This is a genomic window from Priestia sp. AB (genome assembly GCF_028369225.1).
Taxonomy (GTDB): domain Bacteria; phylum Bacillota; class Bacilli; order Bacillales; family Bacillaceae_H; genus Priestia; species Priestia megaterium.
The window spans coordinates 49984-65605 of sequence record NZ_JAQMYN010000012.1 but is presented as its reverse complement, the minus strand read 5'-3'; the positions used below and the strand labels follow the sequence as shown (position 1 = coordinate 65605).

The 15622-nt window shown below is 32.1% G+C and carries 10 protein-coding genes; 5 read left to right on the top strand and 5 right to left on the bottom strand.

The annotated features are described in order from the left end of the window. Positions 1–718: 718 nt before the first annotated feature. Positions 719–1000, top strand: a complete 282-nt coding sequence (locus tag POF52_RS25210; protein WP_029319780.1) for a hypothetical protein — start codon at positions 719–721, stop codon at positions 998–1000. Between the two features lie 582 nt (positions 1001–1582). Here POF52_RS25210 and POF52_RS25205 read toward each other — a convergent pair. From POF52_RS25205 to POF52_RS25195, 3 genes are all read right to left on the bottom strand, one after another. Beyond that, the gene (locus POF52_RS25205) at positions 1583–2158 is read right to left on the bottom strand and encodes a MerR family transcriptional regulator (RefSeq protein WP_029319782.1); all 576 of its coding nucleotides are present in this window, start codon (positions 2156–2158) and stop codon (positions 1583–1585) included. A gap of 1065 nt (positions 2159–3223) precedes the next feature. Then, positions 3224–4156 (bottom strand): tyrosine-type recombinase/integrase, encoded by a 933-nt coding sequence (locus tag POF52_RS25200; RefSeq protein ID WP_271995951.1) that lies wholly within the window; start codon positions 4154–4156, stop codon positions 3224–3226. A gap of 180 nt (positions 4157–4336) precedes the next feature. Further along, on the bottom strand, positions 4337–5695 hold the full coding sequence (locus POF52_RS25195; protein ID WP_176585982.1) for a replication initiation protein: 1359 nt from the start codon (positions 5693–5695) through the stop codon (positions 4337–4339). Between the two features lie 1016 nt (positions 5696–6711). Between POF52_RS25195 and POF52_RS25190 the strand changes: the two genes are divergently transcribed. Beyond that, positions 6712–7566: a transcriptional regulator gene (locus POF52_RS25190; RefSeq protein WP_271995947.1), complete on the top strand. Its 855-nt coding sequence runs from the start codon at positions 6712–6714 to the stop codon at positions 7564–7566. A 278-nt stretch (positions 7567–7844) separates the two neighbouring features. Continuing rightward, entirely contained in the window at positions 7845–8702 is an 858-nt protein-coding gene (locus tag POF52_RS25185) for a hypothetical protein (protein ID WP_271995945.1), read from the top strand. 2068 nt (positions 8703–10770) lie between these two features. Here POF52_RS25185 and POF52_RS25180 read toward each other — a convergent pair. Next, complete coding sequence (locus tag POF52_RS25180) at positions 10771–11463, bottom strand: DUF1796 family putative cysteine peptidase (RefSeq protein ID WP_271995942.1); 693 nt, start codon at positions 11461–11463, stop codon at positions 10771–10773. Positions 11464–11756: 293 nt separating this feature from the next. Here POF52_RS25180 and POF52_RS25175 point away from each other — a divergent pair, with 293 nt between their 5' ends. Then, positions 11757–12023, top strand: coding sequence for a hypothetical protein (locus tag POF52_RS25175; RefSeq protein WP_271995939.1), 267 nt, complete (start codon positions 11757–11759; stop codon positions 12021–12023). Positions 12024–12997: 974 nt separating this feature from the next. Here the strand turns inward: POF52_RS25175 and POF52_RS25170 are convergent. Next, positions 12998–14029 (bottom strand): YheC/YheD family endospore coat-associated protein, encoded by a 1032-nt coding sequence (locus POF52_RS25170; protein WP_271995937.1) that lies wholly within the window; start codon positions 14027–14029, stop codon positions 12998–13000. A 144-nt stretch (positions 14030–14173) separates the two neighbouring features. On the opposite strand from POF52_RS25170, the gene POF52_RS25165 reads away from it, so the two are divergent. Further along, entirely contained in the window at positions 14174–15403 is a 1230-nt protein-coding gene (locus tag POF52_RS25165) for an ATP-grasp domain-containing protein (protein ID WP_271995935.1), read from the top strand. Positions 15404–15622: the final 219 nt, after the last annotated feature.

Here is a 15622-nt window from a genome sequence, read left to right as displayed (position 1 = left end):
GCAATTTTGCCTGAATTATTTGATGTTAATGTTAAGAAAATTTTCGTTTTATTACCCACAGATTTTCTTGCTTTTTTCATGGCTAATCCCCCTCTTTATATTTATAATGATGCTACATTGACTATTATAGAAAAAATCATCAAGTTTGCCTGGGCTATTTTTAGTAAATTAGGATTGTGCCCTCTTTTAAATTAATGTATAAAAATTACATTTTATAATAAAAGCATATAGGAAAAGTGCGTTTTTATAATTTGTGAGGAAAGATATATAAATTACATTATGGTGATAAAAAAAGATTTCGGTTTAGGAAGAAAACTTATTCCAATTACCTGGTTTATTATAATGTCACTAAAAATTACCTTAATTATGGTTCTTACTTTTTCATAATTAGATAATATTCTTAGATATTACTTCTTATCTTAAGGTGTGTATTCAGTATAATATATACGTATTTCCACCTCTTTTGTTTCATAATAAGGATTTTTAGTCTTTTGGGATTATACACTTTATAATATGTAAGGTAAATACAAGTTTTTGAACAAGTTTTAATACTCTAAAAAAATATTATGTAATTAGAATGATTTAATAAGACTAAATAAGTAGAGTAGAACTAGATTATTTAACCATTTTTAGTAAAACAAATAATAATTGAGCTTTTTGCTTATACAGATTTCAATTTTTTTCATATCATGTAGTATCTCTTTTAGGGGGTGATTGCATGCCAAAACATCGTACTTCTGATGAGCGCCGTAGCTCACGACGTACTTCTGACGAGCGCCGTACTTCTTCAAGTAACCGTGGGACATCTTCGAATGGTTTTCGTTTGGATGGTTTAAGACAAGGTGATAGAATTGAAGTTTTTTCTGCTGGAAATCAACTTAACGGAGTTGGTACATTTATCCGTATACGCGATGGATTTTTAGTCTGGGTGAATGAAGATGGTAATATTACTTCAACTAGCTTAGATACTATTAGTATCAGTAGAGTATCTGGAACTTAGTATCGGTAGAGTATCTGGAACAATGTAATTTGGACGGGCTATTTGCAAAGTTTTAATAAATTAGAAAACTAAAAAAACTACTGTGTTAAGCCAGTAGTTTTTTTCTTTTACAAAGAAAAGGATCTTGGGATATAGAAGTCTACTGCCTGGTTGGTGTAATTAGAATTTTGTATGTAAGGGGTCTGTACAAAATTTTAGCTTTTAATTCAAGAAAATTTTGCTCAGTACGAAGAGCATTAACCTCTGAGAACAAAGAATTTCTTACAGCTCTCCTTTGTAAGGAGGCTTAGAGATATTATAGAATACATAACCAAATTGTATTTGAAAAGATCACTTCTTCATAGAAAAAGTAGTTATTTGCTTTTTTTAGTTTCCGCAAGTTTACATAAACTAAAGGTATAAAGAGTAAACATAAAAAAGATCCTTACCTCTCAGGAGATAAGGGTCTTTTCAGTTGCCTTCACTTACATACTATTATTTAACATCCTAGAACATTTTTGTATTTCATTACACAGTATTACGTTCTTTCGTGCAACTTGGCCGCCTAGAGGAACATGGTTAGATACTATACACGTAGAGTTTTCAACCACGGAAAATCCTATGCCAAAAACTTTTAGGTTTTGATTCTAGGTTTTCCTGAGCAGCTGCAATTAGTTTCTTTGTATCACTAATTTCTCGAATAGCATTAGTTAACTTCTCGTCTCTTTTTTCTAGATTATTTTCAATATATTTATCTTGAGAGGATAACTTTTCTGTAAGCTGTCCTATAAGCTTGCTTTGTTCATCTAAACGTTGAATAAGTGCAAATTGAAACTGCTCATCTTTTTCAGAACGATTAAGTAATTCTTGAACTTTATCTTCGAGAGATTCCACCTTTTTTTCGAGCTTTGATTGAACCTCGATAGATTCTGGTATGATTTCTCCCTGAAGCCATTGGTTAATCATTTTATAACTCCAATTTTGTTCTTGTATTCTTTTCTTGATTTCAATTAGCAAATCAATATTCTGTTTAGTATATCTTCGGTGGCCTCCCTCTGTTCTTTGAATCTGGAGATTAAATTCTTTTTCATACAACCTAACTAAATCAATACTTAATCCAGTTAATTTCACCGTATCTTTCAGAGTGTAAACAACTTCTTCATCTAAGTTATTGGACATTTTTCTAGACTTCTCCTTTCTAAATAAAAAATCTAGATGGTATATAACATCGTTACAAAAGGATTATTCGTGAATCTAGAACCTAGATGTACGAGATATTAATCAAGATTTATATTTCTGGTTTAATTCTAGATAAAAACAAAAAAATCTTTTTTATTTGTTGATATTCTAATTCGCTGGAATAATCTTTATACCTTCTTTCTTTTAATTCTAGATAAAAATAGGGAATTTTCAAGAGGGGAATATTTATTTTATATATTAATAAAATGTCCATTATTCTCCTCGAAATCTCTTATATATAATTCTTATAAATGTACGAGATAGAATTACTTGGAGATCTTTACATACTTTATATACATGAGAATTATTTTTAAATTATCTCTGATATCTAGAAAACTAGAGTATTTGCAAACCAATCTACAAAAGGCTTTTTGGTGATTCTAGAATGTACTTACACTAGTTTTTATTCCAGATTGAAAGTTACTTTCAAAACCATATATTTTAGTGGAGAATAAAGTGATATTATTCCTTATTGTAAATTGATGGAACAACTAGTTTTTTTATGGACTTCATTCACCAGATGTATAGATAAGCTCAACTTCTTCATAGATTACTCTATTTATTTTATTAGATATTTTTCAAGTATTCTTGTTTGTAAATAACTAAATCTTGAATTGGTTAAAGCCTTGGTAATTAAGGCGTGATAATGATTCTAGAATGTACTTTATCTAGCTTTAAATCAAGAATAGAAATTCAATTTAAATTCCAGAATGATAATCATTTAAATATAGACGCCTATCTAAGATATTTTTAAAATATCTTAGATTAATGCTTTATTATTAATCTATCTAACCAACAAATTTCGATTTAATGAAAGTGGCTGCGTTTATTTCAAACCAAGAAGTTAAACTTAAGTTTAACTTCTTGGTTTTTTTAGGGTTAGGCACAAAAAAAAGAGAATATAAGTTGAACTCATCATATAAAAGTACTTTAATTTAGCGATTTCAATAGAAAATAAGTTTAACTTAATAAAAAATGCATTTTGAAGAAAAATAGGAACTTTGCTTATTTTGTCTTTAGGTATTTCTTATATCGATACAAAGCATGGCGACTAGACAAACCAAAGTAGGTGATAAGGTATTCATTTGAATATCCTTCACTGATTTTATTTAGTATACAACTGTTTCGAAACTGTGTTGATCTTGCCTTAGCTTGTATACCTGAGCGTTCGACTTCTTTCTCAATCATCCGCTTTACACCAATTAGACTAATTCTTTTAGGCTTGTTTAAATTATAATCGTACCAATAAACCATCTTCTGAGGATGAAAAGAAAGAAACAAAGGATCGTCTGTATAATCTTTAGGTTTAAATAAGGTAGGTATGTTTGAAAAGTAATTGTATATTATTTTTTTATCGTCTTTAGAAAGGTTTAAGACACGTTTTCCTTTGTTAGTTATAATAGTTAATTCATTTTGGCTAAAGTTAATATCGTTTATATTTAAAGATACCACTTCATTAAGTGTAAGGCCGTAATGAAGCATTAGAATTAAAATTGAATAATTACGAGGAGCTATATATTTATGTATTTGCAATTGAGTTTCTGTCAGATTTTTTTTACTGACAACAGAGTTTAAAAGCGAAAAGGTATCCTTTTCAGTTATAAAGTCACTGTCAACTAAATCCCTCTGCTTTTTTGTTGTAGCTTTAAGCGCTCCAAATTGATCCGTTAAATTATGATATTCTAACAATCTGTTCAGATGGGAAGCCACACGCCTTAAATTGGCCTCTGATAAGTTTTTTTCTTTCAGGTAGGTAAGGTATTCTTTGTAACAACTTTTCTCTTCTGGCAAGATTCCTGGCGTTATATCAGGGGAGTGTTGATTTAACCATTTGAAGAACGCCATCAAATCATGTTTATACATGGAAACTGTAGAAGGTTTTTTCCCTGTTTCATGTAAATGAATAAGGAAATGCTGAACAAGAAGAGGAATATCCATATAAAACACCTCCATTATTGGTAAATTTAATATACTATTGATGAATATAAAAATCAAAAAAACGCCAACTAGATTAAGTAATATATATTGTATATTAAATTTACCTTTCGCACAAAAAAATTCCGTTTAAAAACATTAAAACACGCCCATAAAAGGCGTGCTAATAACACTATTTTTTTATTAAACTTGTTTATGCAAGAAGGTTCGATATATTTCCCTTAGTTCTTTATTTTCGAAGTCATTTATCAGCCTTGGCTTAAGGCCTATTTCTTCACGTTTTCTTAAGTCCTCGTTCATATTTCGTAGTACTTCTTGTACTGCTGCTTCTTGGGCTTTTTTTAATTCTTCCTGGTTGGGCTCCTCGGAATTTAAAACTAACATTTTTCTTAATTCTTGAAATTGTAAAAGCCTTTTTTCAAATTCTATTTGATTTCCATTTTCTTTATAAAATAATTCTTGTTTTTCCTTTAATGTAAGGTTTTCAAGAGCCTTTTCTTTATCTTCAGCTTCTATCATAAAATCTGGAACTAACTCTTTTCTAGTAGACTTTTTAGGTGTAGAAACCTTTGATTCTTGTGATACTTTCGCGTAGTCTTTTTGAATGGCTTTTATTACATAAGAATGCGGATGAGTGATATCTCCAACAACTAAACGACCTTGCGTGTATTTTACATTTCTTTTAACTTGTTCTTTTGGAAATTCTGATAAAACCCACTCGATTTTTTCAGGCTTAACTCCTAAGCTCATTAAGTCATGGTACAGTCCATTTTCTTTTTCGTTATCTAATAAATCTAATGAAGATTGGGTTGATTTAAGTTTCGTCTCTTTGGAAGAACTAGTAATGATAAACTCTATAGAGGTTACTTTTCTGCCTGTTTTTATTTCTACAAATTCAAAGTAAATATCTGTTTTATTATTTATTTCTTTTTGAGCTACTGCTAATACTTTGCTCTTAAAATGGCCATACTGTTTGTATTTAGTAGGCTCAATAGCTAAAAAATGACGTAATTCTTCAAGAGTTAGTTCTCTTTTTCTCAAACGCTCGTATTGCTTAAGAAGTTCATAAATACGAATTGAATAAACCGAATTAAGCCTCACAACATTTTCTAACTGGTACGAAGTAAACTTTTCCTTAAGCTCTAAAAATAAATATTTTAGACTAGGGTGAAATTGTAATGTTATATACCCTTCATTTTCTTCGTAGATCGAGGTAATAACCCAGTTATAGTTTCTTTGTCGGCCTTTTTCCTTTATGGTAAGAATTTTTGTTTGAAGACCATTCACAATTTCTTTTAAGTATGAGTAGAATCCTGTTCCTTTCTTATTTCCCACTATTTCTATAAAATCTTTAGCTCGGAATCTATATGTCTTTAATGTTTCATCATTAGGTTGAACTTTAGACGCCATAATCAACAAAATCCTTTGTTCCTGCAAGGATAATTTATATGTACTCTCAATTAAAATGTTTGACTTAGTTACCCAATTTTTTATGTTTATGCTTTCCAGATCATATGGTTGAACTACATTTGATTTCTTCATAAAATCCCCCATATTTTTCTAAACTATCACTAAAATATCATAAAAGTGATACTGTGTAAATTGCATGTTTAAGAGCAGCCTGTCCTTGCAATTTAAATATCACGCAAAATTAGTGATACTTAAGGAGGGATTTTAACCCTAAAAACATAACTCAACCTTAATTTGTTACCTTATATCTTAATTTTGGTGCGCAAAATTGGTGATACTTAAAGCATGTCTACATTTATCACGCAAAATTGGTGATACTTAAGCCGAATCTGCATTTTCCACGCAAAATTAGTGATACTTATAAACGTATAGGGATAAATACGCAAAATTAGTGATAGTTCGCGCAAAATTAGTGATAGTTTCGCGCAAAATTAGTGATAGTTTTGCGCAAAATTAGTGATAGTTTACGCAAAATTAGTGATAGTTCGCGCAAAATTAGTGATAGTTTATGCTTATAAATGCTGTAATATAAGGGTCTGCGGAGGGTCTAAAACAATAAAACAGGAAAACAATATATAAAACAATATGTAAAACAGGAAAACAACAGTAGTATACATTATATTTTAATATTATTATTTGTTTAGAGAGAAAATCCTAATCCCAGAGTATTTACTTTAACAGCATATCCAATTGAAGTGATTTTTAATCATAAGTGAAGGGAGGTTATATTATTTTACTGAGGACTTGATGAATTTTTATTGAATTACAAGATTAATAGACGTTATAATAGAGTCAACAAAACAGTGCGGAATATAAAAAGACTCCAACGTGTGCAAGTGGTGCGCCAACACCCTTACACCGTTAACCCTAAAAGCGCTAGGGAAAACATCTGTCGAAGTCCTAATACATAAATTTAATTACGCCTTTATTTTATAGGATAATTAAATTTATTTCAAGGGCGTAGTCTATCAAAAAATCCGACATCGTTTTCCTATTTTCTGGGATGCGATGTCTTTTTTTGTTCCTGAAAAGGAGAGGATAGGCTAATGTCTACTACGCGTATGCTTACGACGGAAGAATTTGATTACATGAAAAACTATCAAAGTTTCATAGAAAACCGTTCTCAACATCAATCAATGAAACGAAAATTACTTAAAGAAATTATTAAGCTTTATGGAGAAAAATTTTATCGTCTCCATGAAGGGACTAGAAAAGCCTTAGACCGGCTTTGTTGGTTTGCTGCGGAAAGAGGATTTTGCTTTCCTGGTAGTACATATTTAGGTAAAACATACGAAAAGTCAAAAGGAACAATTGATCGTCACCTAAGTGAGCTTCGAAAGCAAGGACAAATTGTTACAGTTTATCGACGTTGTCCTCGTAATAATGGAAAAGGCAGTCCTGTACATCTGTTTGTAAATCATCCTTATTTCAAATATTGGGTGAACTATTTACAACTAAATTTGGCTAAGAATGTTGAAACAGATGTTAAAGCAGAAAAAGACGTAATCCCTTGTGAGAGTAAGAAAGAGGTCTCTAAAAATTCTTCTACCTATAATTTATCTTTAAAAGATTTAAATAAATACATACGTAAAGAAGATACAAGTATTAAACTTTCACAGGATTATGTACCATCTTTTATTCCGAAACCGTTTAAACAAGCAGTAGCTCCATTCTTTAGGAATGCAGATGATATTTATAGCTTATGGGGAAAAGTCCTGCTAGCTTATAAAATTAGTGGCTTAGAAAAGCCTATAGAAGACTTAGTTTCTATTGCTGTGCAAGGTTTTAGGGAAACTCTTTTCGCTTACAAAAGAAAACGAATAAAAACTGCCTTTGAAGCCTACTTTTTTGGGACATTAAGAGGTTTATTTAGTGCTGAACGTAGACGAGAGGTTCAGCAAAATTCCGTTAATCCTTTATTTTTTAATTTTTTAGAAGCATAATTTTGCTTCTTATCTTCTTGCTTAGTATAGAATCCTAGGATCCAGCAAGAGATAAAAATAAAGGTGATAATCGGTTTGTTATATCAATGTTACTTACCGAATTGTCAGAGCAACTGCCTGAAGTTTCATCTCTTTAATAAATGTATTGATACAAAGATCAATAGTCAACCATCCATTCAGAAACGAAGGGGAAAGAATATGATAAAAGAACATTTTTTTAAGGGTACAAGCAGCCTTTTATTTATTGAATAGAATATCAAGAAAGATATAAAGATAGGGTGATAAAAATAGTTAAAAAAATTAAAGGTAACAAGGACAATTATTGCTTTAACCCCCCAGCTCAACCAGGAATTCCATCAGCTACTACCATCAATTTGGCTGTTGTGGGCGATAGCCACGTAGGATTTCAAAATAGTCAAAACATGTTTAATACCCTTTTGCAGAGGGTGGTGAGCAATGGTAACAAAAGGTATATTATTTTCGGGGGAGATGATGTGCATGCTTTGGGGGCCTCTTCATCGCAAGAAGCTGAGAGATATTACCAACAATTCACACATATTTCAAATAGTGTTTTAGGTTCAAATATCTTCCATAGAACAGCCATAGGAAATTGGGAAGATACCGATAGAAATAACAGTAGAGCCTTATTTCAACAGTATCTCAACCCTTTTTTAACTGGGTATGTGGGTATTCCAGGAACGCAGGGGCTGGTACGGCATGTCTGGTTAGATAACGGGCGTGGAGGAATATTCAGCCAAGATAGCTTAGACCTATTAAGGAATTTGGATCCTAATCATTATTATATTATCGATTTTCATTGGCCTTTGAGAGTTCCTGGAATCACTAATGCAATACTTGAAGACCATATTATGTCTCAAGCAGAAACAGAGATTTTTTTTAACGCAATACCTGCCAATGTGAGAAATAGAATCTTGGCCATTTTTACTCACCATGCACATAAATTTTATTCAAATTCAAATAATATTCATCCTGGCTTTCCTAATACGCCGTTTTTTGTAACGGGATGTTCAGGAGATTATGCATGTAGTTCTGCTAGTAGAGGTTATTATGATGTGGACTTAACGATCCAAAACAATATGGCCACTCTACAGGCTACGCCAATAAGAGTCCAGTAGCTAGTAGAGTGAGGAAATGAAAAAGAGCTTAATTGTAGACTACTCTAAGCTCTTTTTTCTATGGAAAATATGTTAGTTTTTTAGAGAACATTAAACCTTGCGATTACATGGCCGCCTTCAGGCGACCAACTTTTAGACGTTCCTAATGTGTGTCTGATGAGGAACGGTTTTTATCAAATCCCTTTATAACGGTCATTGCAGCTACATCTAAAGGAAGTTTTCTTCTTAAATAGCATACTTTAAATTTATTGAATAATAGAATAGTAACGTTTCTTTCTGTTATTAATCAAACTTATAACCATGCTTTTCTAATTTGATACACCATTTCCTAATATTGCTGGAAGTTGTGTTTAGCCGCCTGGTCATTTCTTCAGCATTTATTGTATCCTGCCTGATATCTATAGTTTGTCTCCGTTCCTATTGTGTGCACCTTGTATCCCCCGATGACACAATTTTACGTAAATAAATTCAAGGGAAATCTCTTTTCATTTAGTGTGATTTAAGTGTTAAAAAAAGCAACCTCGGCTAGGCGAGATTGCTTTTTAAGAGATAGAAGAATTAGGGGATTCTTGCTTAACTTAGTTTAAAAAGGTTTAATTGAACGTTGTTTCCAACACTATCACAAGTGATTATCATTGTAACAAGATCCTGTGTAGTTATATTTCTCAATTCAAGTATCGAGTTGTCTGGAATAGATAGAATAGTATCTCCAACAATTGGTTTGCAACCTCGGCCTTCTGCTTGAGTAATTTCAAGTCCAAAGCTAGTTTGTTCGAGTGGAACTTGAACATTATTTAAGAATAATCCAACAGTAGGCAGGTGAGGAAATGCAGTTCCAGTTAGTACTGTTACGAGACTAGTATTATTGAAAAAGTTACCGTAAGCAGGGCAAGACTTAGGTGGCGATTCCGGAGATGAACAAGAAGTGGACAACAAACCTTTCTTTTTTTACATGAAGACATATCATAACCTCCTTTATCCGATATACTATATTCAATGTTGAATATTTTTTTGTTTGTATGCTTGTCCACTAGTAAATAAAAATATTTACGTATGGTAAACATTAATAAGTTTTTGTAAAGGAGATTACCTTAGATTGAAATGCAGCATATATATAAAGGACAGACTTTTTATACATCTTCCTTCCACCTGGATCCTGAGAAAAATCCGTTATATCAGGGATGTATGAAAACTGTTTAGTCAAAAAATTTATTCTTCCTGGGAACCCTTGTCTTGGTGAACAAGGGTTCTTTTTTATTGAGGATTATAAAAGAAGCTGCAATAAAAAAACTACATTGGTATTTCAAAACGAGCTGAAATTAAAAATTAGACACTTCATTTAAGCAGCCGTTAAACATTATCAATGTATGCTTCCTTCCTAAGTCTTGAGGTGGAGTACTATGGATATAGGTAGGATGAGATACAATCTGAGGCCAATTTCGTGAATCTGCATTTAAGTTTACAGGAACATTTGCTAAGGGATAGCCACTTGTTACGGTATAACCTGAATCTATGTACTCTCTAAACTTCCTGCTGGAATAGTATCAAGACAGGAAACAATAACATATTGTGGGTTCATTCCCCCTAGGTGGCTTAAATGACAGGGGATAGGGCTGCCTTTTCAAGGTCTCAAACGGTTACTTCATCTAAAGCTTCTTACAGGTTTTTATAATTAAAGAGTCTGAACGGTTAGATTTTGCTCTATATTGAAGTTCCTTTATGAAAGAAGAATTAGAATTATGCTATCGATTTTATATTAAAATAGTTTATATATAGGCTATTTACCTTATAAAGATATCTTCTCAACTTTAACTATTAAATTTAAGTAAATACATGTGGTTATAAGTTAAAACCCCATAGATTTAAGAATCTATAGGGCGGTGAGTCTTACATAGGGTTTACTTTATTTTACTAATTATATATGTTTTTTATGACTACCTAAAAAGATAATTACGGCAACTTGAGTTGAAATCCTCTTATGACACACATTAGGCATTTAAAAGTAAATTTAAGCTCGCTATGATTTGTGGCACGAATTCCCACTTGAATTATTATATTTTATAAAATTTTAATCTATTAAATTTATTCCTTCTAATAGAACATTCCAAATAGAAGGGTTAATACCATTTTTTCGGGAAACCTGAACCCAACAAATACCGTCTTCAGCTGTCCCAAAATTCATATCCTTCACGCCCTGTAAGTCATCATCAACGGTTTCTATTAACAGAATATTAAAGTTACCATTAGTCATTTCAGCTAATATAGACTTTAGTATGACTATATCTTGATAATTTGTTGGCAACCATTCGTGTCGTATAAACAAGGTGCGTTGACTTTGTGCAATTTGATTAAGGAATGTTTGGATGCGATGATCTAGTCTTACTTTATAGGAAGGATATTGTAGAAACCATTCTTGATTCGGGATTATTGGGAAGTCATGAACAGAGTCGATGTTATATTGGGTATCTGTAATATAATGAGCTCTTACTGATTCATGAGTTCCAAATTTAAAAATAGGATATCCATTGTCGTCTATATAATTGGCTAATATATCTTTTTCAATCATATTTTCTAATTCCATAAAACCTTGAAATTTATTTTTTAATAATTTATTTACATCAGAAAGAAAAGGGGTTTGAACCCAATCAAGTGGGAATGAATGCCTTCTTAAACTATGACGTTCAGAATAAAGTGCTGGACCACACCAACTCCCTAAGCCTGCTACTAAATTATAAGAGCCTCGCAGTGTTTGTAAATTCATACTAATCACTCCTATGCTTTTTTATATTATATAGGGAAGCATTCTAAATTGATTGGACAAGACAGAATATATTTATAATATTTTCAGATTTAAATGGTTTTTCATAGATTGAAATTTAAATTCCATACCCTAAGATTGGATGGGCGTTTGTACTGCATATTTTATGGTATCCAAGAAAAGCGAACAGGATTAAATGGGTCATTTTCATAACTATAAATAAGCTTTTGGCTTGTACTAAACTTAATTTTTTTCATAGTATATATTATTCCTTATCTTTTTTAGGAGGTGATTTCATGTCTAATGGCCATACCTTTGAAGGCAATGTTAACTCAAGTGATAACATTACGCCTTTAGAAGGAGCATCTTCAAATGATTTCGATTTTAATGGTTTAAGAAGAGGAGATCGGATTCAAATTTTTTCTTTTGGAAACCAAATTGATGGAAATGGTACTTTTATTCATGTACAAGATGGATTTCTAATTTGGACAGATAGCTCGGATAATATTAATACAACTAGTTTAGATGCTATTAGTATCAGCAGGATAACTGGAACAGCTTAATTTAGAAGAGTTTCAAAAATGTATTGGATAAAGCTCTTTAAAGAACTTTATAATAAATTTAAGAAAGAAGGAGCATTCTATAAAGGAATGTTCCTTCTTTTATAATTTCAGGCAACAAAAATCAGGGTATGACAAGCAGTTGCTACTATATATGAGGGCAAAAGCCACTAGTTTAGACGCAAAAAATATTCATGTCAAAAACGTTGACTTGGTAACGGATTTGAGGGTTACATGAGAAAGCGCCGAAATAGAGAATCGATACACGGTCTGGAACACTGTTAGGGAAGATAAGTAAGATGAATGCCAGTGAAGGTTTGGAAGCTTCGGAAATGTGAGCTCAAGACAGGGCACAGATTTGTTTGCGTATTGGCAAGAGAAAAAGTAGATACATAATACTCCTGTGATACGTCATGTATCTTGCCTGGGGTAAAGAATCTACTTAAGCTGATTGTATCTATAGGATGATGAACTCAGTAAACCCCTTATTATATGAGTAGGGAGACTGTACAATTAAATCACGTGACAGGGTATAAAGAATACAAGAGAAAGTGAACACCGGTATATGGAAAGTGAACAGAAAAGCATAAAACTGCATAACTGGATGAATACTATTTTCCTTATGGACAAATCCATGATAAATCTCAAATGAAGCTGACCTCTTGCTGGTCCCTTATAGGTACATAAGGTTGTGGCTATTCTCTGATGAAAGAAAGATGCTGTTATGTGTACCTCTATTTGAAGTATGGGCGTACGTTTTATCTACCAATACGGTAGGGGATGAGGAGACGATAAAAAAACTTGCTATGGGAGGCAGGGGCAATGTTGCCCCTTACTTACTCGACATGGTATGGCTATAAAGTAAAAAAACTATCCCCATGCAGAGGCATGTGTTTTCAGATCATTAAAAATTATCTATTGAATTGAAATCCTATATTAATTAATAATGCTTGTATTTCTATATAAATAAAATTCAGCTAATATTTTTTATTTTTATCAGCTAGATATTGGGCATATTGAAGAGTATTCCTTACTACATCCAATTCAACATTCATAATGACAGGAGGGCCTGGTCTCCAATTTACCTCAAAAATCCAAAGTTTTCCTTTTTCATCGAGTCCTACATCAATTCCTAACTCGTCAAATAGTGTATCCTGGTATAGAGATTCAAAATGGTTAGAAAAACTTAAAGCAAATTGTTCAAGATGCTTTTGGACATTATAGTAGTTATCTCCAAATTCCTGTTTTAAAAAAATATCCGGAATACAAGTATAGCCACCGTTGCCTAGGTTTGAAGCTATACTACCCATTTTACCTATCCTTGGATATATAGAAGTAATTAGCCAATTACCGTTTCCGCCTTTTTGTACATGTAATCTAAAATCATATACATTCCCTAATTTTGTCTTACATGTTATAAATTTTTGTACTAAGTAAGTGTCCTGTTTTATATGGCTATCGATAAACTTTTCTAGTTGATTTTCACTAAATATGGAGTCCTGTTCATCTTTACTAACTTTATAACTGTCACCTATCTTTTCTATATAGAAAATACCAGCCCCTTTATGGCCGGATAAGGGTTTTACAATTATTTTTGTGTAGTTTTCCACCATATTTAGCAATACTCTATAATTAGTTAATTCTGAAGTAGGAATAAGGTACTGATTAAATTTTTTAGCCTTATTCACTTTGTTATAAACAGTTAATTTATCCCCAACGGAGTGACTGGTAAATGGAATTACCTTCCTTAATTCATCTACTATATCTGCTGCTTTATCACTTATAGGGGGGCTCGCATTATAAATAACATCAGGATAAGGATATCTTTTCTCTATCCATTTTCCTTTTTCGTATGTTTTACCTAAAATAGTACGCTTTTCCAAATTAACTTTCCCTGGAGTGAAATAAAAAAAATCTATACCTTCGACTTTTGCTACTGCAGAGAAAGCATAAGCTTTTCTAACATTTATTGGGTCCTTACGATGATGAAGCATGCCGATTGATGCCATAGCAATCATCCTTTCTTCTACTCTTACTTGTTTAGGTATATTCACCAAATTCGTATATTATTTACATTTGGACGAACCTTGGTTGTCTTTTTTTATATCATAGAGTGAGAGAACATTTTTGATCGGATAGGATGAGGGATATTTATGGATACTATTGTCTTTATTGAAACAAATAAATCAGGATCGAGTCGGGAAGCAATTAAGGCAGCAAATAATCTTAATTTCTTTACGGTTTTGTTAACTTGTAGAAAAAAATTTCTTAAAGATCGAAGTGAATTTCCAGATGTGCATGAGATGATCTTTACTGATATAAATGATTATGATAATTTAGTCACGGTAATCGAAAAATTAAAAAAAACAAGAAAAAATATAAAAGGAATTTTTAGTTTCATTGACCCTTTTGTTTATGTGGCTGCACGTCTGTCAGAGGAATTCTGTCAGAGTGATATATCCACTGATGCAATCTATCATATGGAAGATAAGATATTGACTCGTAATGTGCTAAAGGAATTACCCATTTCACTTAATTATTTAATTTATAAACCAACAGAATCATTATCTTCATTTCTTAAAACTAAAGAGATAAATTTTCCCCTTATTGTTAAGTCCCCTAAATCAACAGGATCAAAGGATGTATTGTTAGCGAAGGATGAGAGTGAGTTAATATCATCTATGCATACCCTTTTAAAAAAGCTACCTAACGAGGAAATCTTACTCGAGGAATACGTAGATGGCCCTCAGTACTTAGTTGAGGTGTTGGTTCATAATGAAAGGGTTCATATTATTGCAGTAATTGAACAAGAAATTACCCTTTTTGAGCGTTTTATCGTCACTGGTTATTCTTTGCTAGGGAAATTGAATGATAGCTTATCTCATAGTCTTTTTAATGCTGTTAGTTCCATTATACAGGCCTTTGGTATGAAAAATGGAGCGTGTCATTTGGAGCTTCGTAAAGCAAATGAAGGTTGGAAATTAATTGAGATAAATCCAAGAATATCGGGTGGAGCTATGAATCGTATGATTGAAATCGGACATGGAATTAACTTAGTACAAGAGACTATGCAATTAATGATGGGAAACGAACCTTCTTTGACTAAAAAGGATTATAAATATGTGTACGCTCATTATTTAACAGTTGAGTCTAAAGGAAAGCTAATTCAAGTTACAGGAAAAGAACGCAGTTCTAACTACCGAGGCATAGAAGAGGTTTATATAAAGCCTAAAAAAGGGGCAATTTTACAGCCACCTACATCAATGGGGCATCGTTATGGTTACATTTTAGCGTCATCATATTATAAAGAAACTGCTAGAAGAAGAGCTTTAGAGGCAGCAGAAGAAATCTCCTTTAAAATTGCAACAACAGATTTAACATAAATACGATGCTGTAACATATGTATTATTACGGGGTTTTTCCCTTTAAATAACAATAAGTTTAATATTGGGCTTAGGGCTTCCTGTAGCTGTGTTTATATTAAAATAAATCATTGTATATGGTATAGAGTATGAAAACAAGAAAAACCGCTGGGGCTAATCAGCGGTTTTTTCTGCTCTATTGCTACAAGGATTTTCGTAGAGGCCTCACGGCATCATCTA